Annotated in this window: 19 protein-coding genes; all 19 read right to left on the minus strand. The window is 55.2% G+C overall.

Annotation, left to right across the window (positions count from 1 at the left end):
• Positions 1 to 19: 19 nt before the first annotated feature.
• On the minus strand, positions 20 to 268 hold the full coding sequence (locus R50912_RS17285) for a phosphopantetheine-binding protein (RefSeq protein WP_039291970.1): 249 nt from the start codon (positions 266 to 268) through the stop codon (positions 20 to 22).
• Complete coding sequence (locus R50912_RS17290; RefSeq protein ID WP_042236638.1) at positions 265 to 1,635, minus strand: radical SAM protein; 1,371 nt, start codon at positions 1,633 to 1,635, stop codon at positions 265 to 267. The genes R50912_RS17285 and R50912_RS17290 overlap by 4 nt, the downstream gene beginning before the upstream one ends.
• The gene (locus tag R50912_RS33350; protein WP_052416439.1) at positions 1,632 to 4,568 is read right to left on the minus strand and encodes a non-ribosomal peptide synthetase; all 2,937 of its coding nucleotides are present in this window, start codon (positions 4,566 to 4,568) and stop codon (positions 1,632 to 1,634) included. The genes R50912_RS17290 and R50912_RS33350 overlap by 4 nt, the downstream gene beginning before the upstream one ends.
• Positions 4,569 to 4,573: 5 nt before the next feature.
• Positions 4,574 to 4,837: an acyl carrier protein gene (locus R50912_RS17300; protein WP_231637901.1), complete on the minus strand. Its 264-nt coding sequence runs from the start codon at positions 4,835 to 4,837 to the stop codon at positions 4,574 to 4,576.
• 30 nt (positions 4,838 to 4,867) lie between these two features.
• On the minus strand, positions 4,868 to 6,475 hold the full coding sequence (locus tag R50912_RS17305; RefSeq protein WP_042236641.1) for an amino acid adenylation domain-containing protein: 1,608 nt from the start codon (positions 6,473 to 6,475) through the stop codon (positions 4,868 to 4,870).
• The gene (locus tag R50912_RS17310) at positions 6,468 to 7,622 is read right to left on the minus strand and encodes an acyl-CoA dehydrogenase family protein (RefSeq protein ID WP_042236643.1); all 1,155 of its coding nucleotides are present in this window, start codon (positions 7,620 to 7,622) and stop codon (positions 6,468 to 6,470) included. The genes R50912_RS17305 and R50912_RS17310 overlap by 8 nt, the downstream gene beginning before the upstream one ends.
• A gap of 55 nt (positions 7,623 to 7,677) precedes the next feature.
• On the minus strand, positions 7,678 to 9,324 hold the full coding sequence (locus R50912_RS17315) for a class I adenylate-forming enzyme family protein (RefSeq protein ID WP_042236647.1): 1,647 nt from the start codon (positions 9,322 to 9,324) through the stop codon (positions 7,678 to 7,680).
• A 22-nt stretch (positions 9,325 to 9,346) separates the two neighbouring features.
• Entirely contained in the window at positions 9,347 to 10,381 is a 1,035-nt protein-coding gene (locus R50912_RS17320) for a hypothetical protein (protein WP_042236650.1), read from the minus strand.
• Between the two features lie 16 nt (positions 10,382 to 10,397).
• A complete protein-coding gene (locus R50912_RS17325) occupies positions 10,398 to 11,471 on the minus strand; it encodes a 3-oxoacyl-ACP synthase III family protein (protein ID WP_042236651.1) in 1,074 nt (357 codons plus the stop codon).
• A 26-nt stretch (positions 11,472 to 11,497) separates the two neighbouring features.
• Positions 11,498 to 11,767, minus strand: a complete 270-nt coding sequence (locus R50912_RS17330) for an acyl carrier protein (RefSeq protein ID WP_042236653.1) — start codon at positions 11,765 to 11,767, stop codon at positions 11,498 to 11,500.
• Positions 11,768 to 11,771: 4 nt separating this feature from the next.
• On the minus strand, positions 11,772 to 12,794 hold the full coding sequence (locus R50912_RS17335; protein ID WP_042236656.1) for an electron transfer flavoprotein subunit alpha/FixB family protein: 1,023 nt from the start codon (positions 12,792 to 12,794) through the stop codon (positions 11,772 to 11,774).
• Positions 12,795 to 12,933: 139 nt separating this feature from the next.
• A complete protein-coding gene (locus tag R50912_RS17340; RefSeq protein ID WP_042236659.1) occupies positions 12,934 to 13,686 on the minus strand; it encodes an electron transfer flavoprotein subunit beta/FixA family protein in 753 nt (250 codons plus the stop codon).
• A gap of 31 nt (positions 13,687 to 13,717) precedes the next feature.
• Positions 13,718 to 14,230: a flavodoxin domain-containing protein gene (locus R50912_RS17345; protein WP_042236661.1), complete on the minus strand. Its 513-nt coding sequence runs from the start codon at positions 14,228 to 14,230 to the stop codon at positions 13,718 to 13,720.
• A gap of 33 nt (positions 14,231 to 14,263) precedes the next feature.
• Positions 14,264 to 15,037, minus strand: a complete 774-nt coding sequence (locus tag R50912_RS17350; protein ID WP_042236663.1) for a 4'-phosphopantetheinyl transferase family protein — start codon at positions 15,035 to 15,037, stop codon at positions 14,264 to 14,266.
• A gap of 10 nt (positions 15,038 to 15,047) precedes the next feature.
• Positions 15,048 to 15,830 (minus strand): enoyl-CoA hydratase-related protein, encoded by a 783-nt coding sequence (locus tag R50912_RS17355; RefSeq protein WP_042242612.1) that lies wholly within the window; start codon positions 15,828 to 15,830, stop codon positions 15,048 to 15,050.
• Positions 15,831 to 15,842: 12 nt separating this feature from the next.
• Positions 15,843 to 17,075: a hydroxymethylglutaryl-CoA synthase family protein gene (locus R50912_RS17360; RefSeq protein ID WP_042236664.1), complete on the minus strand. Its 1,233-nt coding sequence runs from the start codon at positions 17,073 to 17,075 to the stop codon at positions 15,843 to 15,845.
• Positions 17,076 to 18,380, minus strand: coding sequence for a beta-ketoacyl synthase N-terminal-like domain-containing protein (locus tag R50912_RS17365; RefSeq protein ID WP_042236665.1), 1,305 nt, complete (start codon positions 18,378 to 18,380; stop codon positions 17,076 to 17,078).
• Positions 18,367 to 18,606, minus strand: a complete 240-nt coding sequence (locus tag R50912_RS17370; protein ID WP_042236666.1) for an acyl carrier protein — start codon at positions 18,604 to 18,606, stop codon at positions 18,367 to 18,369. The genes R50912_RS17365 and R50912_RS17370 overlap by 14 nt, the downstream gene beginning before the upstream one ends.
• Complete coding sequence (fabD, locus tag R50912_RS17375; protein ID WP_042236667.1) at positions 18,603 to 22,001, minus strand: ACP S-malonyltransferase; 3,399 nt, start codon at positions 21,999 to 22,001, stop codon at positions 18,603 to 18,605. Before fabD ends, R50912_RS17370 begins: the two co-directional genes overlap by 4 nt.
• Positions 22,002 to 22,022: the final 21 nt, after the last annotated feature.

The following is a 22,022-nucleotide window of genomic DNA, read 5'->3' on the forward strand; positions in this document are numbered from 1 at the left end:
AGTCCTGAGACTCTCGCTGTTATGAAGCCTCCGCCAGCTTGTTATCGATAAACCCGATAATTGTAGCAATGCTCGCGAAGTGTTCATGAATCAGTTCCTCGGGCAGAATAATAATCTTGAATTCCTGCTCCAATCTGGCAACCAGATCCAGGAGACCCAGGGAGGTCAGTAATCTGGACTCGAAAATATCGGTATCCAGGTGCAGCTCCCCTGCCGGAATACGGGTCAAACCCGCTACGATCATTGTAACTTGTTCTGTGATTTTCATATACTATTTTCTCCATTCCTGGTGGATTTGTAGTAGGGATCAAAAACATGGGCAATCGCCCGGATAAAGTACGTACCGGTAAGGGTTACTGTAATTCGCGGAGAGTCCACACCCAGCAGCAGGCCATCCTTCTCCATGCCTCTAAGCACGCTCAGCTCCTCCTGAAAATAAGAGTCAAAATCGATACCAAAGCACTCCTGAAGCATTGGCTTGTCAATAGGGTTACCGCCCAGCAGCTGCTTCAGGATGATATCCTCACGAATGGCATCTTCGATGGACAATAGATGGGTTTTGCCGGTCTCAATTGGGAATTTCCTCAAATCAAGTGCGGCACGGTACCGATCCATCGCCGGGACATTCTTATAATAGAGACTGCCAATCTTACTAACGGCCGACTTGCCCAGACCCAGCAGATGCTGGCTGCTTCTTTCGGAGGAGCCCATGAAATCACGAACCACATGCGTTCCGGGATGCTTCTCCCGCCCGTTGTTGCGGATAAAGGTATCACTGCCCATCTCAGTGTAGTCCTGGGATAAAACCTGGCGGGCCAGCTCGAACAGGCGGGACACCATGTAATTATTGGGCAGGCTGAGATGCGGGATTTTGCGCTGCAGCGGATAAATGGCCGGGTAATGGGCATAGGGAAAAGCCACGATTTTATCTGGGGCAATCCGCACGATCTCCTGCAAGGTACGCTCGAATTCTCCGAGTCCCTGAAAGGGCAGGCCATAACATAAATCCACATTGACGGTGAAGCCCATGCTCCGGGCAAGGCCGATAATCTCCCGCGTATCCTCAAGATCGCATTCCCGGTGAATTGCATTCAGAACCCGGGCATCAAAGTCCTGAATGCCAAAGCTGATATAGTTAAAACCCAGTGCCTTCAGCAGCCGCAGCTTGCCTTCGGTAACAATCTGCTTGTCCGGGTAAGCCTCCAGCTTGATTCTGGCGTTATCTTCAAAGTCCACATACTGGGCAATAATTCCGTACAGCCGCTCGATCTGCCGTTCATTCAAATATGCCGGGGTCCCCCCACCCCAGTGCAGATTACCGGACTTCAGCTTCCGGGCACGGCCGGAGAGCTTGAGTGCCAGCTCCTGCTCCAGCACATCGATATATTGATCCTTGTCTTCATCCTTGCCGCTCAGCACCCGGTCACAGCAGCAGTAATAGCAGATCGACTTGCAGAACGGAACATGCACATAAACCTGTGCTTCTTCGATTTCCTTAAGCTCCTGAGCTATAGCAGATTCATCCGCAGGCTGGCGCCAGTGGCTGTCCACCGGATAGCTTAAATACATGGGAAGGTTATATTCGTTGTACTTTTGCGATAAATAATGCAGCTGATTCTGAATGGTCTGATTCATTGCCAAGCTCCCTCCTTGCCCCGGCTTGCCGGGCGGCACATCATCTCCATGACTTCCTGCTCCTTGTGTACAATGTCTTCCAGTAAGCGGCTATGAACAGTTCTCCAAGTGTCCGGCAGCGCAATGCCTTTGCTGCACCTGATCAGGTCACTGCGGATGTCCATCCATGCACCGGTAATTTCTCCGAGCCTGGCCGCAGCCGCTTGCCGTTCGGTAAGAAGACGCTCCAGCCGGTACTTTTCAGCCCGCTTAGAATCAATGATGGCGTTCAGGCCAGCAATCTGGCGGTTGACGTGCTGCTCTGTATAACTCCAGTGCTGTGAAGTATAGTGATCTTTGAAGGCGGACAACGTCAGCAGGCTCTGCGTAATGGCGTCCCGCTGTGTGCGGTACAGGCAATTAAGTCGATTAACATCTGGCAGCAGTTCATAGGTGTACGGCTGCTGGACACGCGGGAATTCCATCAAGGTGTACGTCTGCGCAGATGACATTAGATGCTGGCGGTACCCCTGATAACTGTTCAGCAGATCCTCTGCTGCCAGAGTCCGTTCCCTGTAGTTCAGCGCATCCTTATGGCTGTGCTCCAGCACAATAAACTGATCCTGCGCCTCACTATAACCGTAGACCAGCAGCGTGTGGGCAAGATGTTTCTTCATATAAGCGTCTCTACGGGCCGGTTCATAGAAGCTGTCCACCCAGAGAATGAACAGGCTTTGCCGGGCCAGCCCAGGGATAAGCCTCTCCTTCAGCCCATTCCCGCCCTGCGGGGACTCATACCGGGCCGTAAGGTGCAGCTGCTCCAGAATAGCTTCCGGGGGCGCGGATTCCATGCAGGCAGCAGAGAGGTACGGCTCTGCCTGTGCAGAATCAAGAATATACACAAACATATCGCTGCTCAGAAACGTGTTGATATTCCGGCCAAAGACATTCAGTACAGGAAATAGTGAGTTATATAAGCAGCTTTTGTAATAGAGATCGTTAAACGGCTGCGGCTGTGTGAAATAACGGGACAAGCTCGGCTCCGTTATGATCTTTAGCGGGAGGCTGGAGGCAGCTGCGACTTCCCCGCAGTGAACCTGAACCGGCGGGATACAGGCCGCACTTACCCGCGGAGTAACTCCCGCTTCCACAAGCCCGGCCTGCGCCCTAATGGTAGAGGCGCTCAGCAGCTCTTCGTAAGAAAGGGGAATGCCCCTGCGGGCAAGCTCACTCTGCAGCGTAACCGCCTCAATCGAGCTTCCGCCAATTTCGGAAAAGTCATGGTCCGCTCCGATGGGTTCAAGCTCCAGGACAGCCTGCCATGCCTGGCAAATGGACTGCTGCAACGGAGTGGTGCAGGGTGAGAAATCACTATCCGTAAGCATGTTGTGCAGAGAAACCTCAGGCAGCTGCTTTTTGTCCACCTTGCCGTTGGCATTCAGCGGGAACTGCTCCAGCCGGACGAACACGGACGGGAGCATATAAGCAGGCAGGCGCGCAGCCAGGTACTGCTTAAGTGCAGCGCCGGAGACGGCTTGAGCGGCAGTCAGATAGGCACAGAGGTATTTATCCCCTGAACTGTGGCTCCTGGCCATAACGGCAACATCCCGGATGCCCGGATATTCCAGCAGCAGCTTCTCCACTTCCTTCGTCTCGATGCGGAAGCCGCGGATCTTGACCTGATCATCGCGGCGGCCGAGGAATTCGATAGTTCCGTCCTCCCGCATCCGGCCCAGGTCGCCAGTCCTGTACATCCGGTCTGCCTCAGATTCGCGGAAGGGGTCCGGCATGAAGGCTTGTGCCGTCTTCACCGGGTCCTTGATGTAGCCGCGCGCTACCCCGATACCGCCGATATACAGCTCACCTGTCTCTCCCGCCGTAACCGGCTGCAGGTCTTCGTCAAGAATGTACCAATAATTCTGTTCAACCGGTAGCCCGTAGGGAATGCTTGTCCAGTCCTCCCGGACCTCCGTAACCGGATAATAGATGGACCAGACCGCAGCCTCCGTAGCCCCGCCGAGAGCAGTCAGCTTCGCCCGGGGGAAATAGCGGGAGTAGTTCCTCGCCAGCTCCAGGGGAACCCAGTCTCCGCTCAGGAAGATGTGCCTCAATTCCAATTGGGCGAAATCAGGGATACACTCCGCCAAGTGCCGGACCAGAACATGCAGTGTGGTCGGGACGGAATTCCAGAAGGTGATCCTCTGCTCCAGCAGCAGCCGTGTTAAGCTGTCAGGATCAGTAATCTGCGGCTCCGGACACAGGACGATCGTGCCTCCGGCGGCCAGCAGGCCGAAGATATCATACACAGATAGATCAAAGCACACCGAGGTTACGAACAAGCCTCTATCACGGCTGCCCATATCCAGCTCGCGGTTCACCCAGGAGATTAAATTCACGGCGGAACGGTGCTCGATCATTACGCCTTTGGGCGTGCCGGTAGAGCCGGAGGTGTACATGATATAGGCCAAAGCACTGCCGTCAATGGAAAGATCCGGGTTGTCTGACGGATAGCCGGATGCTGAGGAAGCAGCGGTTGCGCCAGCTTCGGCAGACCCTAGGCGGATCTGAACCAGCACATCGAGCGGTTCATCGTCTTCACAGATCGCAGCAGAGGCCCCGGAATGCTGCAGAATATAGTTCTTGCGGCTGGCCGGATAGCCGGGCTCCACCGGGACGTAGGCCGCGCCGCTTTTTAACACGGCAAGCAGGGCAATAACCAGATTCATATTGCGCTTCACACTTACGCCTACATGATCATTCGGACGAACGCCCCGGGCAATCAGCTCATGCGCCAGGCAATTGGCACGCAGGTTCAGCTGCTGGTAGCTTATTGACTGTCCGGCAAAAACAATGGCCGTATGCTCCGGATGCAGGGCTGCCCGGACTTCGAACCCTCCATGAAGCGTGGCAGCAGCAGAAAGGGACTGCTTGGAATTGGAATGAAAGTTGGCCAAAGGTCTCACCTCCCCGGAAGGCTGTCCAGCGAATGTTCCCTGCCCAGCTCAGCGGTCAGCGCTGTCAGCTCGCCCAGCGTCTCACAGCTGAGCAGCTCATCTACATGCTCTTCCAGGTTCACGTCAAGCCTGCTCTCCACCATCGCGATAATCTCTACAATCATCACCGAGGTAATGGCCAGATCACCCTCAACCGACAAGCCGGGATGCAGCTCCTCCTTGTCGAAGTAGCATACGCTGGCGATAATCTCATACAGCTTGTCCTGCATCTGCACAGTCTTCTCTCCCCTCATCTTCCTTCAGAGCCGCTTGCGGAATTCATGCTTCAATTGCTGCCGGTCAACCTTGCCGCTCCCCCCTGTAGGGAACCTGTCAAAGACATGCACCATATCGGGAATCATATACCGGGGCAGCAGCTTGCCGACAGCCTGCTTCAGCCCAAGCACGGTGAAGCTGCCAGCTTCATGCACAATCACGGCAGCGCAGATCAGCGGATAGCCTTCACCATCCTGGATATCCACGACCGCGGCATCCAGAATATTCTCCATGTCATGCAGCACGCGTTCAATCTCCGGAAGCTCAATGCGAAAGCCAGAACGCTTAATCAAGGCGTCTTTACGGCCAATCAGGACGAGCGCTCCGTCTTCGTTAACCATAGCCATGTCCCCGGTACAGTAGAGCTTGTCTCCAAGACCCCAATTCGGCGGTATGCTGCGGAAGCTCTGCTCTGTAAGCAGAGGGTTGCGGTAATAGCCCTTCATGACTATTGAGCCTCTTACACAGAGTTCACCCTCTTCACCGGCACCGGCAATGCGTCCGTCAGCGGTTACCACGACAACTCCGGTATTTCCGCAGGGATACCCGATCGGTACGGGAGTGTCGCGTATACCGTCTTGCTCACTCAGCGGATAATAGGTACAGACGTTGGTTTCAATCAGCCCGTACAGATTGTAGAAATCCGCCTCTGGCAGCAGCTCCATCACCTGGTGCAGCAGCTTCGGCTGCAGAACCTCGCCCGCAAACAGCACGCCCCGCAGCGAAGGCAGCCCGCCTGCCGGCAACCGGCCGTATTGGACCACGGCAGCCCAGAGTGAGGGCACGGAATAGACCCAACTAATTTCCCCCTGTTCGATGGCCGTGGTAAAACGCGCCGGATGCTGAATGACTTCAGCCGACAGGAGGACGAGCGTTGCCCCCACGGCAATCGGCACGAAAATATCAAACACCGAAAGGTCAAAATGAAAAGGTGCGATGGCCGCGAAGCGTTCATGTCCTTCCGGTTTGAAGTAACCGCAGCACCAGTCAATGAAGGTTCTGGCATTCAGGTGGGTAATCATCACGCCTTTGGGTACTCCTGTGGAGCCTGAAGTGTACAGAATATAAGCCAGATCCTCGCTGATCGGCTGTCTTCTGCCCTTGTACAAATGGCGCAGGGGCTGATCCGGCGCAGCTTGAACGATCATGCCGAAATCTGCGTCGTCCAGTTCGGCGCCCCCCTCCACCAGCAGTATATGAAGTAACCTCAGCCGCTCCAATTGCTCCGGATTCGCACCTTGCAGCAGCTTCAGCAGATTCGCACCATCAGTAACCAGAAACCGCGTCCCGCTCTGCTCCAGAATGGTCAACATTCTGTGTACAGGAGAGTAGCTCGTGTCCAGCGGGATGTACGCCCCTGCGGTGAACAGCACGCCGAACATGGCGCATACCGCCTGCGGGGACTTGTCCAGACAGATTGCAGCGGTCTCCCCCGGCTCCATGCCGGTATCGATCAGTGCATCGGAGATTTGAATACTGCGCCGAAGCAGCTCACCGTAGCTTAGCTCCCTGCCTTCAAAGCGCAGCGCAGTCTGGTCCGGGCAGCGCTCAGCGCTGCGGAGCAGGTAATGCTGCAGCAGAAAATCACTCATACCCTTCCCCCAGACCTTCCAGCATAATTTTCTTCTGCATCTCGCTCGTTCCCGAGTACAGCTTGGAAGCAAGGGAATCCCGCATCTGTTTCTCCGGCGGGCTCTCCTTCACATAGCCGTAAGCTCCCCAGATTTGCACTGCCGCAAGGCTGTTCTGCACCTTGGATTCGGAGGTATGCAGCTTCAGCATGGAGGCGCTGTGCATTCCGCAGCGCCCCTGGTCAAAGTCCTCGCACACCTTATACAGCATCAGCGTGCTTGTTTCCAGCCGGATTCTCATCTGGACCAGCTTGTCATAGACCCCTTCGAAGGAGCGGATAGCCTGTCCGAATTGCTTCCTCTGGCCCGCATACTGATAGGTCTGTTCATACTGCTGTTCCATAGCTCCGACATGATAAGCACTGACTATAATCCGCTCCCACAGCATCGCCTTGAAAAAAATACCCATCCCCTGCCGTTCCCGTCCCAGCAGCCTGTGGGCCGGAATGCGGGTGTGGTTCAGCAGAACCTCACTCATCGGGCTGGTCCGCAGGCCCATCTTCTCAAAGACCTGTCCAATCTCGTATTCCTGCTGCCGCGCTTCCAGAATAAAGGCCGACACATCCAGCATGGGCAGGCCTCCCGCATGCTTGCCGTACACCAGCAGGATGTCGGACTCCGGGGCGAGTGTAGCAAAGGTTTTGATGCCGTTCAGGATATAACCTTCCGGTTCCTTCTCGACAGAGGTGGTCATGGCGGAAGAATCAGAGCCCGCCCCAGGTTCCGTAATTACACTGCTGCCGATGAATCTTCCATCAATGAGCGGTGCCAGATACCCGGCCTGCTGCTCCTCACTACCATATACCCATAGCGGCACTTGGGCCGCTGACATTTGAGCGCATACCGAGAAGACCAGGCCTTCATCCTGACAGCGGCGCGCCAGCGAACGGATCGCCAGCGCCGTGGTCAGCATTCCCTGCTCCGCTCCTCCATACGCTGCCGGAAAGGGAAGCCCGAGCAAGCCGGTACCGGCTAATCGGGACCACTTATCCCTGCGGAAGGTGCCGCTCTCGTCATCCGCATACACTCCGTCATTCAAATACCGCTCACAACATTCCTCCATTAAGCCGCAGATCTGCAGCTGCTCCACGGTATAGCTGAAATCCACAATAAGCGCCCCTCGACCTGTGATTTATTGAAATATAAGAATTTGAGCTAAAACCTCACTTAGCGGGGTTATCTTGTAGCTCCCCGGCCATGCCTCTGACGATCGTGTCATTGAGCAAAAACTGGCTTTCCGCCGGAATACCCTCTACGGCCCATCTTCGGAGGATGTTCTTCTGCACCTTTCCGGATTCCAGCACCGGCAGCTGGGAGACGAGATGCACCCGGTCCGGAACCTTATAGTTGGCGATTTTGCCGCGGCAATAGGCTTTGACCTCACCTTCGGTAAGCAGAACTCCGGGCCTTGGGATCACAAAAGCAGCCAGGGCCTCACCCAGAATCTCGTCCGGCTCCCCGACAACTGATACATCCTCAACCTTGTCCATGTTCAGCACACATTCTTCAATATCTACCGGGTAGACATTGAAGCCGCCGCGGATGACCATATCCTTGATGCGGCCGGCAATGCAAATATTGACGCCGTCCTTGTAATAACAGGCCAAATCCCCGGTGTACAGCCAGCCTTCCTCATCAATTACCTCGCGCGTCTTGGCTTCGTTGTTGTAATAGCCCTTCATCAGATAGCCCCGGATCGCCAGCTCCCCGATCTCGCCCTTCGGCAGCTCCTTGCGGTCCCGGTCTACAATCTTGACCTCGAAGCCTTCAATCGGCCTGCCGACTGTGTTCAGCCGGACCTCCGGCGGATCATCCAGCCGGGTCATTGTGACCAGACCCGTAGCCTCAATAATGCCGTAGGCATTGATTAGCGTGCAGCGGGTCGTTTCCTCGATGGAGCGGGCTAAATACGGGGTACAGAGGGAACCGGAGACCACGACCTTGCGCAGCTCCCTGAATAGCCCGGGCTTGCAGTAAGGCATGGCCAGGATCAGGCTCCACATCGTCGGCTGGGTGTGAAAGAGGTTGATCCCGTTTTTGGCGACATGGGTCAGAATATCATTCGGATTGAAGTTTGCGATCCATTTCATCGTGATACAGGAGACAAAGTAGACGAGCACGGCATTGAAGCCCTGCGCAGCATAGAGAGGAGCAATCGAGAAGCCGATATCATCGTGTATATCCAGCAGCTGTCCGCCATAGTAAGAGGTGGCCACCAGATTGCGGTGCGTGATCATCACGCCCTTGGGGTGGCCGGTGGTTCCGGAGGTGTAGCCGAGAATCGCAATATCCTCAGGATCAATAGACTCGAGCTGTCTGTCCTGAAAAGGGACTGTGAGCGGCTTCAGCAGCCCGGCAAATGACATGCTGCCCGGTGCAGGCTCATCGCCAAGCACGATATAATTGCGGATCGCCGGCAGTTCGGGCCGAAGCCCGTTCAAGAGAATTTCCTCATAGTTGAAAATGCCCAGCCGGTCCTGGTAAATGATCGTCTCCGCATCGGAATTGTCCAGAATCCGCCGGATTTCATCCGGTTCATATCGCGTGCTGACGGGAACAATCCACGCGCCGATTTTGAAGAGGGCGAAGTAGACGTACAGATATTCAAGACTGTTGGGCAGCAGCACGGCCACCTTGTCGTTCTTCTTGATCCCAAGGTCCAGCAAATTACCGGCAATGGTGAGGGAATAGTCATACAGCTGCGTGAAGGTGACAGTCTCCTGCTCGAACACCACCGCAGGCTTGTCCGGGAAATCCCTCTGTAGTGTGTCCAGCACGCAGTCAATGGTCAAACGTTCATATTGGATCATCGGTGTGCCCTAGTCTCCTTTGTTAGCCCAAATAGGATAAATCAAAGCCTTCGAAATGCTGCGCTGCCTCTTCCTCATTCAGAATGGCGCCGATACAGCCCGGCAGCCTGCGGGGGCGCTGCATGGCCGTCATAATATACTGGATATAATTGAAGTTGTTCGAGAACGAGCGGATGCCGATGGCCTGCATGATGATCCCGATGAACGCGCCGGGAGCCAGGTTGGTGTTCATCATTTTGTCCGCAAAATCCGGAAACAGCACCGCCTTCAGCTTCTCCACGCATACGAACAGAAACTTCTGCATACGGATGAAGATATAATCCTTGTCCTTCTGATAGATTTCGTCTGTATGGACCAGCTCCCTGTCCAGGTAGAACTCCGCCAGAATCGGAGATTTCAGCTTCATATAACCTTCCTGGTCGAAGGTAATATGATTGAACACATCGTACAGGACGACCGTATACTTGATGTCCTCCTTACCGCTGAACGCCTGGAGCCCGGTCAAATACAGATTGCCTTCAGCGGCGTAAATGTCTACGATATCTTCCTCATAAAATAAAGCGCCGGGTCCAGTGTCCCCATGCTGCTTGTGCATGAAATAGGAGCTGTAGATCCCGCTCATAATCTCAAAAATATGAAAACATTTAAACCGGTCAAAGCGGAGCCGGGCAGCGAGTTTTTTGTCAAACCACTGACCCTCCAGCTCCTCCTTCAGCTTCTGCTCCAAGTAATCCCTGGAACAGAGCACACCCTTGCCGCCGTTAAAAAGATCATCCACCGCCGCTTCCAGAATCAGTCCGTCCGGGCTGACGGTAAGATGAACCATGAAGGACAGGGAGACATCCTGCTTGCGCATGCGGGTGATATCCCGCTGCCAGCCGATAATGTGCAGATTCCCTTCACTATCCGTCTGCAGATTGGTGCCACGCGCCCTGATCATGGGCACGAGCTTGTCCGTGCAGGAATAGTTGCCGTAGGCGACCTTTTTACGGATGATTGCTGTGTCGAGCGGTTCTCTTACGATCAGCTTGGGAACGGGAAAATTCGTGGCCGTCATAATCTGCCTTCCTCCCTTACCATATGAGGTATGCCGCCGCGTAGGTTAAGCCGCAGGCACTGCCCAGCAGCAGGATTGAGTCGCCTTTATGCAGCAGCCCCTGCTCTTCGGCAATCGCCAGACCGGCGGGAATATTGGCGCTGCCCATGTTGCCGTTCTCGGGGAAGGTATTAACGGGGAAGACCTTCTCCATCTTGACCTCCAGCTTGTTCAGCAGCGAATTGGTGATATTGCGGCCCAACTGGTGGGAGAAGATATAATCAATGTTGTCTTTGCGCAGCTCATGCTCCTCCAGGAATTCATAGACAAAGCCGGGCATGTCGCGGATGACCTTGGCGGCAATCCCGCGCCCGTCCGCCCAGCTCATGAAATCCATTCCCTCGAACCTTGGTGCGGGCATATGGATTTTGGGCGATACATACAGCGACAGCTCCCAATCCGCATGGTTCCTCTGCTCCCCGTAGTACTTAATGGACTTCTTGCCATTGTCGGCACTCAGCAGCATCGCGGCGGCTCCGGCTCCGGCGAACAGCAGATTCATTTTGTAATCCGCTTCTTCAAAACTGCCGACCTTGCCCGCATAGTTGGAGGCCTCCAGCAGCTCCAGCGGATTCTCACTGGTTACAACGAGGATATTGCGGTATTTGCCCGATTGAATATAGAGGCTGGACAGCTCCATCGCTTTCAGGAACCCGTTGCAGGTGTCGTTGATGTCGTAATAATTGCCCCGGGTCATTCCCAGCTCATGCGCCAGAATAATCGAATACGACGGCTCGCGGAAGGGATTGCACACACCGACGAACAGCAGCAGATCGATGTCGCTTGCGGAAATTCCCGCTTTGCGGATCGCTTCCTGCGAGACCTTAACGGCCATTTGCACAGAGCTCTCCTCCCGGTAGTCCGCAGAGCAGGAACGGTTCGTGATTTCCAGGAAATCGAGCTTGCGCTTGCTGCCGTACACCAGCTGCTCCAAATCATCCTTCGGCAGATGGTGAAAGTACTTCTCCGCAAACAAATCTACGATCTCCCCGTTGGTCATCCGCCCCTTGGGGATGTAATAGGATAGGGCACGTATAGACAGATTCAACATGGTCATGCTCCTCTGCATCAAGATGATTAACTGCCGGTCTGCGCGTCCCGGACCAAACTTCTATAGTTGTCAAACAGCTCATAGGCTTCGCCCAGTGTCCGGGTCATTACCCGGTCTTCGGGATTGAACATGACCTGGTACTCTCTTTCGAGCCTAAGCATCACATTGACCAAAGATAAAGAATCCACCCCCAGCTCCAGCAGCAGATTGACCTCAGGGGTCAGTCTTGAAGCTTCAATCCCCAAATATTCGGCAAAGATTCCCTGGAACTGTGCAAAGCTTATCCGTTCTTCCATATGCTCACCTGCCTACTGTTATGTTTTGTCTAACCTGTTCAATCAGGAGCGGCACCGCCTCGAACAGATCGGCAACAATACCGTGCGCTGCCAGTCCCAGAATAGGGGCTGTCCTGTCCCTGTTGATAGCAATCACGGTGTCCATTCTGCGGATGCCCACAGTATGCTGAACCGCTCCCGAAATGCCGACGGCGATATAGATTCTGCCGCTCACATTCCGGCCTGTTAAGCCAATCTGCCGGGAATAATCCAGCCAGCCCTGGTCAATCACGGGTCTTGTTGCACCCAGCTCTGCACCCAGACATGCGGCAAGCTCTCTGACCAGCTCTATTCCTTCCTTGCTGCACACGCCCCTTCCTGCGGCAACGATAATACCGGAAGCGGCGGAGCCTGGCGCCTCTCTGCTCTTGATCACCTCAAGGATAGAGGTGCGTAGCACGGATGGAAGCTGGAGCTGCGGATGTATAATCCGTCCGGTCCGCTGCGGATCGGGTACGCAAGGGGGCATGGCCCCGGGCCGGACTGTCGCCATTTGCGGTCTGGCCTCCGGGCAGCAGATGGTCGCCATTAACGCCCCTTCCCGGGCTGGCCGGATCTGCAGCAGTACCCGGCTAGGCAGATCAATGTCTAGCTCTGTGCAGTCCGCAGTTAATCCGGTGTTAAGCCTTGCAGCTAATCTTGCGGCGATGGATTTGCTATGTATAGTGGAGGGAAGCAGCAGGATTTCCGGTTTAACCTCCAATACCAGCTGATGCAGCAGCTCCGTATGAACCTCTTCGCTCAGCGGACTGAGGCCGGGCTGATCGAGCACATAGACGGTGTCCGCGCCATGGCTGATGCAGGAGGCCGTATAGGCTGAAGTACCGCTTCCGATAAGCACGACGGCAATGTCCGTCTGCAGTTTCCGGTTCAGCTCACGGGCTGAGCCCAGCAGCTCATATACAGCCGGGCTAAGCTGTCCTTCCGCGTATTCACCGGCAATCATGAGACCTTCATATTCTCTGGCCCGCAGGCTCTGATCCGGCATGGGAGCCTCCTTATCTGAATGAAAATAACAAGTGGAAACGGCTTTGCCGTCCTTTTGTAAGAACGGTACTGTTTCAGCGAGAAATAGAAGGATAAGTTATCATGTGAAACATATAAATTCTTATATTTTAGAAAAAGCATCATATACCCGGTGACATATTCTTAGCTGTCAAAAGCTGCGCGATCTCCTCAATCTGCTCCCGCAGGCTCTTGCCGCTTACTGTGAAGGGCACCTGCCGGTCTGCGGCATTCCGGGTTGCCTGCACCCGGGTGGGCGATCCCGCAAGCCCGCAGGCTTGCTTGTCCAGGCTCAGGTCCTGGGCGGACAGCCTGGTGATTTCACAGCGGTTAGCCTTCAGAATTCCATTAATGGTCGCCATCCGCGGCTGATTAATGCCTTTATGCACCGTTATCAGGGCCGGGAGCATCAGCTGCACAATTTCAAAACCGGTCTCTGTCATCCGCCTGCAGGTGATGTGCTGCTCCTCCAGGGCGAGGATCTCCAGCACATGCGTGATGTGCGCAGTGCCCAGCTTCTCCGCCAGGGCGGGACCGACCTGCGCGGTCTCCCCGTCAGTCGAATGGGTGCCGCAGAGAATAAGATCCGGCTTGCCTGTTAGCTCAAGCCCACGGGAGAGCACAGTGGCCGTTGCGAGTGTGTCCCCGCCTGCGAACAGCCTGTCCGTCAGCAGCACGCCTGCATCCGCACCCAGTGAGATGCAGCTCCGCAAGATCTGGGCTGCGGATTCTGCTCCCATGCTTACGGCGGTTACACTTCCGCCCTGGCGCTCCCTGATCCGCAGCGCCTCTTCCAGGGCAAAGACATCCGCCGGGTTCATAACAGGCCCCATGTGAGCGGAGGGTACCTGCTTGACACATACAGCGATTTGCAATCCGCTCACTCCTTCCTGGACACGGGCCTGCTCATGAGGTCTGGCGCAGTTCCTGGAGAATCGGCGAAATGTTTTCTTTACGCACATCGTCGCAGTTTCTGACCATTTCTTCGGCCATTTCCTTGCCCATGAACAGCCGGGTCATTTTCTGTCCGACCTTCATCATGGTTTTATCCTTGTCGGCCAGCTGTTCAAAGTTAAACCGGCCTTCCAGCGGGAAATATTTCAGCCCGGCACGGATTTTTTCGGGTATGCTTTTGTTGTAGTTTTTGACGGAGGCTTCGCTTTGCACAGGCGTTTTGGAGACGGAAAAGAGGATGACCTTCTTATGCTTCAGCTGGTCCCAGACCTTCTTGAGATAATCGGCAATGACCAGCTTCTGAACCCGGACATAGGTACCTATAATTACGGTGTCATACGGGCCTACCTGCTTAATGTCAAACGTGTCGATGTCCGCGAGATCGGCTCCAAGCTCCTCCGCGATCCATTCTGCATACTGCTTCGTACTTCCATAGACGCTTGTGTAAAGGACGAGACTTTTCATAAAGCACCTCCTGAAATGGTTGATACTCTTACGTTATAATGGCAGCATCTCTTGCAGACATTGCATTAACCGGGCTTCCGAGCCGTCAGTCATGGCCTTGGCCGGAAGCACAATGGTAAAAACATATTCACGGCGCAGAACGGATATGGCCTTGAATTGCGGGAAATTCTTGAACTGGCTGATCACTCCATGTCCGCTGCATGCGCAAGCTTTGATTTCGAACAGATCGGTGGGAACGGTGAAGCCGGTCTGAAGCACCTTGGACATCGCTTCCTTCGCCGTCCAGAGCAGGGTCAGGAAGAACGGCGGCGCAAGCTCAGGTCCTATGTCCTTCATCAGGCCCTCTTCCTCCTTGGAGGTAATCCTTCTTAACGCGTCCATCGCCTTCTCATCCACAAGCTCCATGTCAACGCCCAGCAGCAGGCGCGGGTCATAATCAACCGCCGCTCCCAGGGTGTCGCAATGGGTAATCGTAATCTTCCGGTCCCTTCCGGCCACCAGCGGCTGACACATAATCCCGTGATCGATCTTAATTTCGGACAGATCATCCTGCTCCCCGGCCACGGCCATCTTGGCGGCCAGCTTGCCGAGCAGGTAGCTGTTGCGGCGTCTGGGATATTTGAAGCCGAAGTATTGCTCCTTCTCCGCCGCACTCAGATAATCCAGAGGCCCGTCCTCCTGCGGCAGGGAGACCACACTCAGCTTCAGCCCATAACGATCCTCCGGGCCTTCCAGATCAAAGCTGAGCCTTCTTACCGTCTGGGAGAGGAACTGTTCATATTGCCTTGCGAAGGTTGTATATAGCATCTCTGTGCCCCTATTCTTTTTCCCAGGGAAATCTTTTGTAACGCACATAATTCTGAATGTTCTCTCTGACTTCTGCGGAAGCGGTCAGCTTGTCAATCTCGGCTACGGCGTCATTTTCCATCGTTTCGTTGATAATCCACATTTGCCGGAAAAAGCCTTTGATCTCCCTTACTGTCTGCGGCGTGATCCGGCTGATTCTCCGGTATAGCCGCAGAATGCTGGCATCCGGATCAGCAGCCACTTCATCGGCCAGTCTGCACCCTAGCGCTTCTTCCGAGGACAAGGGCAGTGTGGTCAAGGTCATCTTGTACGCCTGCCAATAGCCGGTCCGCCGGATTAGATAAGGACTGACCAGAGCAGGCACGAGGCCCCAGATCGCTTCGGGCAGGGCAAAGGTGGAACGCGGCGAAGCGACCACATAATCACAGGCAGCCATCAGCCCCACACCACCGGCAAGCACCTGCCCGTCTACCTTGGCGATCACCATCTTGGACAGCTCGCCGATCCTCTTCATCGTCTGCAAAAAATCTACGGATGGCGGGGCGGCAGAATCACCGGGTGCGTCGACCTCCCCGTCCGTAAACGCCTGAAAATTCATCCCGGTACAGAAATAGCCGCCCGTACCTTCAAGGACAATCACCCGGCAGGCGCTCAGCTCTTCCAGCATCCCTAAGGCATGCTGCAGCTCTGATACCAGGGTGGCGGTGATACTGTTCTTATGCTCCGGACGGTTCAGCCGGATGCTGTAGAGCCCTTCTTCCAGGTGACTTACGGCAATAGAATGATACTCCATAGCAGTCACTTGTCAGCTCCACGCATATTTGCGGTGAAAGTCATCGACTTCGGTCAGAACCAGATAACCTTTGCCCTTGAAAAAGTGATCATAGATGCGGCTGAATCCGGAGAAATCCACCTTCTTGTCCCGAATCCCGAACAGCCACTCCACGTTCTGGTCCAGGATGTCGTCATATTCCTCAAAGCTGAGCTTATATCGGCTGTCCAGCCCCGCCTGAATATTCATCGCACTTAGCTTCCTTACGGATTCCGGCGTAATCACCCCGCTGTAAAATTCCGAAGAGCAGCCTGAGCCGTAGGAGAATAACCCGACTCTGCGGTAATCCGCAATGTCCGCCTGATCAATCAGACTACATAGGCTGAGGTATAAAGCTGCGGAATAGACATTGCCCACCTGCATGCCGTAGGTCAGGGACGGGGCGACTCTTTTGTCAAAATCCTGCTGGACTGCCGGGCCTCTCAGTTTCAGCTCCTCATGGATCAGCTTGCGGTGTGCACCTTTGACCATGCCGCCGAAGGGCGTATGGAAGGCCAGGAAATCAAAGGTTTCCTGAAAATGGACGCCGTCCACCTTTTCTTTATAATTCTTATAGGCATTCTCCAGGCAGTCCAGATAAGACAGCAGCGACAAATCCGGGTTCCCGGTCTCGATCTCCGGCAGCGGCCGGCAGGTATCCATCACCTCATAGCTGTAATGTCCGGTTGCGCCGAAATCCAGCTCCAGAATCTCCGGATTGGCACTGATGAGCATGGCCACGGCTCCAACAGCCTGAGTCGGCTCACCGTAGGTGCTCTTGGCTGCGGCTCTCGCTACATCCGTGGCGATGACCAGCGCCTTGGCTCCGGGGGAAGCACCCGAGGCGATGAAGCAGGCAGCCATGTGCAGCCCGGCTGTTCCGCCGTAACAGGCCTGCTTCAGCTCGAACAACCGGCAATGGCGGCTCAGCCCCAGATAGTCATGGATATAGGTACTGAGCGATTTGCCAAAATCCACACCGGACTCGCTGGCTGTAATCACCAGCTCGATCCGGTTCTTGTCCTCTTCGCTTAAGGCATCGATGATCGGCTTCGCCGCATTGACTCCGCCTGTTACAGCATCTTCGCAGGCTACACCCACAGATTTCCGGTCCATCATCAGATTATCGAACCGGCTGAGGTCAAGGCCTCTGCCTTCAAAGATACTGCGGGCGGAGATCACCGCCGGCCCCCCGTAAAAGTTGATACTCTCAATTCCTACTCGCATTCAGCTTGCTCCTTTTCTGATGATAATGCTGGTATTGATTCCTCCGAAGCCGTAGGAATTGCTAAGCCCATAAGTAAATCCCGCCGGTTCCGCCAGGCTGGAAGCGAAATAGTGCTCACGGCTGATGGGGTCCTCCAGAGAGGGCAGCGGATGAAGGAAATTCCCCTGCAGCTGAAGGATCGTAGCCACGGCTTCCACCACTCCGGCTGCATACAGGCAATGTCCGGTCAGCGCTTTGGTCGAATTCAACCGGATGTGACTTAGCTGGCCGCCAAACACCCGTGAGATTGATTTCAGCTCCGTCACATCCCCCAACGGTGTAGAAGTGCCATGCGCATTGATGTAATCAATGACAGAGGGGGCGATTCCGGCGGTGTGGAGCGCCTGCTCCATCGTCCGCACCTGTCCATCTTCGCTCGGGTCAGACAGGCTGTGTCCGTCCAGAGCAGCCGCCCCGCCGGCTATAGTTGCCAGTACCTCCACTTGCCGGGCCTCAGCACTGTCCTCCCCCTCCAGGATCAGGCAGGCGGAAGCCTGTCCGAAGATGAAGCCTTCATGCCTGCTGTCGAACGGCCGGCACGCCGCGGCGGGTGCATCATGGAAGCTGCGGCCTCCGTACGCCCCAATATTGAGGAAGCCCTGCAGCTCCAGCGGGGACAGATCGGCCAAAGGTCCGATAACCATACAGACATCGACAATCCCGAGCTGGATTATTTGCGCTGCCCTCAGCACCGCCGCATTGCCGCTGGCTGAGGCGCCGCCAACCGTCGCCCCCTCTCCCTGAATGCCGAACATTTCACTAAGTACCCCAAGCTGATGGGTATCCATGTAATTCAGCGCATATCTGGGATGGAGCAGCTCCAGCTGGTGTCCGCATTCCATCATTGCTGCATAGCTGACCGCCGGAGAAATATTGCTTCCGGCAATGATCAGGCCGATCCGCTCTGCCTCCGGCCTGCTTACATTCAGCTTCGCCTGCTGCCATGCCTCAGCCCCGGCCAGCGCCGAGGCCTTGACCGACTTGCCGGAAATTCTGAACAAGCGGCCGGCGTTCCGGGATAAATCCCCTTCATAGCGGCCGAAGGATTCCTGCAGCCCTTCCCCGCTCAGCTCAGCACCGATCAGCGGCTGTCCGTCCGCATAGGTTAATCCTGAAAGATAGCCAATTCCGCTGCGGCCGTCTTTCAGGGACCGCCCGAAGGCTTCCACACCGCTTGCTGCCGGGCTGAGGATACCCATCCCGGTGACGGTCACCAGGCGGAAATCCTCAAACCGCCAGCCGGCTGCACCGTTATAGATTCTCATGCAGGAAATCTACGACCTCACCGATATTCTTCAGGCTCCCGAACTGCAGCAGCGGGATCTTAATATTCAACTCATCCATGGTGTCGGAAATAATATCAAAGCGGTCAATGGAGTTCGCGCCGAGGTCCTTCATGCTTACTTCTCTCTGAATCTGCTCGGTGGTCAAATCCGGCAGGATATCGATCATTTTACTCTTCATAATTTCCAGTACCTGGTCTTTGTTCATACGAGAACCTCTCCTTTTATGATCTGGGCAGCCCCGTTCATCATTGTGACGGCAATCTCGCCAGCCCGGCGGTTTCTCCAGGCTTCCAGCGGTGTTCCCTTCACCCACTGGTTGAAGGCTCCCATGGCCGGACCGCACATAATGCTGTAATTGACCTTATTGGCGGATTCACCGGCGATGGCGGATGCTTTGCCTTTGGCGATATACCATTTGAAGACGGCCGCAAGCTGCTGCTTCGAATCACCCTGGACAGCTGCTTTCTCCTCCGCAGACATTCCACGCTTGCATACCTCCAGGACGTCCGTCATCGGCTGGCCGAAATATTTGTCTTCCAGCTGAGACTTCGTCTTGCTGTCCAGCTGTGCAATAGAGCCGGTATTGCGGTACAGCTCATACAATTTGTTGGCTCTTGCCGAGAAGAACAACCCCTTCTTGAGCACCTGGGCCTTGCCGCCCAGCTCGAACAGCTCCAGGGAAGGGACATAGGCCATGTCGTAGACATTCACCTGCTCCAGAAGCTCCTTCACCTCCGGGCTTGCGCCGCTCTCCACCGTGCATTGATTAATCGATCCGGTCAAAATAAAGTCTGCGCCCATCAGGAATACGCCAGCTGCAGCTTCCGGGGTTCCAATCCCTCCAGCGGCACCGATGTGCATCTCCTGCACCGGAGCGAAGGTACGGGACAATTCCTTCTTCAGACGCAGTAGCGTCGGCAACAGGCTGATGAGATTGGCCTGATCGGTCGGTCCTGCCGAATCACCTGCTGCGCAAAGATCATCCGCCACCGGAACTAACCGGGCCAGCTCTGCCTGCTCTGCCGTAATCTGCCGGTCAGCCAGCAGCTTGTCCACGATACGGGCCGGAGCCGGAAGCATGAACAGTGTAGCGATATCCGGCCGGGATACCTTGGCAATGATCCGGTTGGCACGGCGCACAGATCCATCCTCCGCTCTCGTAAGTCCCAGCAAACGGTACTTTACAAGCGCCGGTGTCAGGGTGAGGTACGAGGAGGCTTCAACCAATTGAATCTTCTCTCTCAATAGAAGATCTATCAGCTCCTCTTCCCGGTTCGGATAGATCGGATGATAGGTTACGGCAACCCCAATAGATTTGCTGTTCCCCAGCTCCCGGCGGATATGGCGGATGGCATCTGCAAGCTCTGCCGGCTTCATCCCGCCTGCGCCCAGAAAAGCGAGACAGCCTGTCTTGCCAGCCTGTACAACCAGTTCTGAGGAGGAGATTCCGTCATTCATCCCTCCCAGCAAATACGCATAATCCAGTCCGTAGCGCTGCTTGAATGCCGCGCTTCCGAGCCGGGTTCCGGTGAAGGCAGTCTGTACCAGCGCCTCTTCCTGCGTCTGGACAGGCTCCGGCTCCACTGTGAAATCTGCGGCCGGAGCTTCAACTACAGCAGGCTCAGCTGTGTTCAGAGCTTCAATTGCTGCATCGGACTCAGCCGTTTCCGGCGCTGTCTCGGCTTCGGCAGTTGATGCCGATTCGGCAAATAACAGCCGGGCCTCGGCGGCATCATCCACGATCAGCGGCTCCGCTTCCCGTTTGATTTTGCTGACCAAGCCTGCGATGACGTGACCCGGGCCGATCTGGGTCAGCTCCATTTCGGGGTGTCTGCCCATGAGGTAACGGACCGATTCGGACCATTTCACGCTGCTGACCATCTGCTCTGTCATGTAATGTACGGCATCACCTACGGAATAAGGCCGCGCCGTCAAGTTGGCGATAACCGGAATAGAGGGCGGAGCGAACTCGAACTGGCTGAGGAACTCCTGAAATTGCAGCGCCGAGCTGCGCATATACCGGGAGTGGAAGGCGCCGCTGACATTCAGAACGACATAAGCAGAAGCTCCATTCTGTTCAAAAATCTCTTTGGCGGCCTGCACATCCTCCATCAGCCCCGAAAGGGCAATCTGCGTAGGCGTATTCAGGTTGGCCACATCCAGCTTATCGAGGCGGTGGTCGGCGAGAATCCGGTGAATGGCTTCCTCGGTCAGCCCGATGACGGCGGCCATACCGCCACCGGTCGCCGTGTTCATGAGCGCGCCTCTCTTTTGCACAATCTTAAGTCCGGTCTCGAAATCGAACACGCCTGCCGCATACAGCGCACTGTACTCGCCTAAGCTGTGTCCGGCTACGAAATCGGGAGCCTCCCCGGAATCCCGCAGCTCCTTAAGGTAGGACAAGACATTAACGACATAGAGCGCGGGCTGCGTATAAGCGGTAGTATCCAGCAGCCTGCTGCTGTTCTTCAGACATAGCTCTTCAATGGAGTAGCCCAGCACCCGGTCGGCAATCGCGGTGTATTCGGGGAACTCCTTGAACAGTGTGCCTCCCATACCCATGAATTGCGCGCCCTGTCCCGGGAATAAATAAGACTTCATCTTCATCTTCGCCTCCCACGCTTCTTTCTTAAGGTTCATTTGCCCATACTCAGCCACGATCTCATTCAGCTTCTTCAGCTCGCTGCCCATTGGCGTAATCACAGAGCGTACCTGCCGGGCCTGCGGCTGCTCCAGAATGTATTTACTGAAATTCTCCAGCGTACCCGACGGACCCAGGTCGAGAAACAGCCGCTCCCCGCCGGAGGACAGGCTCTCCAGTGCACCGCGGAAATTCATCGGCTTCCTTAGCACATCCCACAAAAAGGACTCTCCCACAGCCTGCACGCTCCCCCCGGTCATAGCCGATACCAGACGGACTCCCCGGGCTGGAGTCTTATAGTCAATCTTCTGCAAATATGTACGGTAAGGCTCCTCCAGTTCATCGATGGAAGCGGAATGAAAGGCATAGTTCACAGGCAGCTTCAGACTGGCGATGTTACGTTCCTTGATGAACTGCTGGATCTCTTTGACATGCTCGCGTTTGCAGGCGATTGTAAAATGCTTCTCAAAGTTCACAGCAATCAGCTCCGAGCGGGTGTTCAGCTCCGCATTCCCGTGATACAGCTGTTCATTGTCCAGAATGGCAATCATCGCACCGGTTTTGCAGGTCTTTTTGAGCAGCTCGACCTGCTTCACGATAAGCTCCAGCGCTTGCTCAGCCGTCAGCACCCCAGCCACCGCCAGCGCCACATATTCCCCCAGGCTAACCCCCAGCGTATAGCGGGGAGTCATTCCCTCAGCCTTCAATGTCTCCGCCAGCGCATATTGAACCATGAAGATCGCAGGATGGGTATACAGGATATCCTCGAATCTGGAACCCTTGCGCTTGGTGTTGAGATATAGCTCTTCTATTACGCTTTTGCCGGTCAAATCATGAAAAATACGGTCCAGCTGTTCCATGGCTTGACGAAACACAGGCTGATTCTCGTATAATTCAAGACCCATTTTGTTGTATTGCGAGCCTTGCCCGGAGAACATAAACACCATTTCACTGTGCATTACGGTACCTCCTGAATTTGA

This window comes from Paenibacillus sp. FSL R5-0912, assembly GCF_000758605.1.
In the GTDB taxonomy this organism is placed as follows: Bacteria; Bacillota; Bacilli; order Paenibacillales; family Paenibacillaceae; genus Paenibacillus_AQ.

Coding starts and splice junctions, on each gene's coding strand:
- R50912_RS17330 (WP_042236653.1), bottom strand. CDS start 11,767: ATGGAAGAACGGATAAGCTTTGCACAGTTCCAGGGAATCTTTGCCGAA.
- R50912_RS17335 (WP_042236656.1), bottom strand. CDS start 12,794: ATGCCGGATCAGAGCCTGCGGGCCAGAGAATATGAAGGTCTCATGATT.
- R50912_RS17325 (WP_042236651.1), bottom strand. CDS start 11,471: ATGTTGAATCTGTCTATACGTGCCCTATCCTATTACATCCCCAAGGGG.
- R50912_RS17320 (WP_042236650.1), bottom strand. CDS start 10,381: ATGACGGCCACGAATTTTCCCGTTCCCAAGCTGATCGTAAGAGAACCG.
- fabD (WP_042236667.1), bottom strand. CDS start 22,001: ATGCACAGTGAAATGGTGTTTATGTTCTCCGGGCAAGGCTCGCAATAC.
- R50912_RS17355 (WP_042242612.1), bottom strand. CDS start 15,830: ATGGAGTATCATTCTATTGCCGTAAGTCACCTGGAAGAAGGGCTCTAC.
- R50912_RS17365 (WP_042236665.1), bottom strand. CDS start 18,380: ATGAGAATCTATAACGGTGCAGCCGGCTGGCGGTTTGAGGATTTCCGC.
- R50912_RS17300 (WP_231637901.1), bottom strand. CDS start 4,837: ATGCAGGACAAGCTGTATGAGATTATCGCCAGCGTATGCTACTTCGAC.
- R50912_RS17370 (WP_042236666.1), bottom strand. CDS start 18,606: ATGAACAAAGACCAGGTACTGGAAATTATGAAGAGTAAAATGATCGAT.
- R50912_RS17285 (WP_039291970.1), bottom strand. CDS start 268: ATGAAAATCACAGAACAAGTTACAATGATCGTAGCGGGTTTGACCCGT.
- R50912_RS17315 (WP_042236647.1), bottom strand. CDS start 9,324: ATGATCCAATATGAACGTTTGACCATTGACTGCGTGCTGGACACACTA.
- R50912_RS17290 (WP_042236638.1), bottom strand. CDS start 1,635: ATGAATCAGACCATTCAGAATCAGCTGCATTATTTATCGCAAAAGTAC.
- R50912_RS17305 (WP_042236641.1), bottom strand. CDS start 6,475: ATGAGTGATTTTCTGCTGCAGCATTACCTGCTCCGCAGCGCTGAGCGC.
- R50912_RS17350 (WP_042236663.1), bottom strand. CDS start 15,037: ATGCTATATACAACCTTCGCAAGGCAATATGAACAGTTCCTCTCCCAG.
- R50912_RS17360 (WP_042236664.1), bottom strand. CDS start 17,075: ATGCGAGTAGGAATTGAGAGTATCAACTTTTACGGGGGGCCGGCGGTG.
- R50912_RS17345 (WP_042236661.1), bottom strand. CDS start 14,230: ATGAAAAGTCTCGTCCTTTACACAAGCGTCTATGGAAGTACGAAGCAG.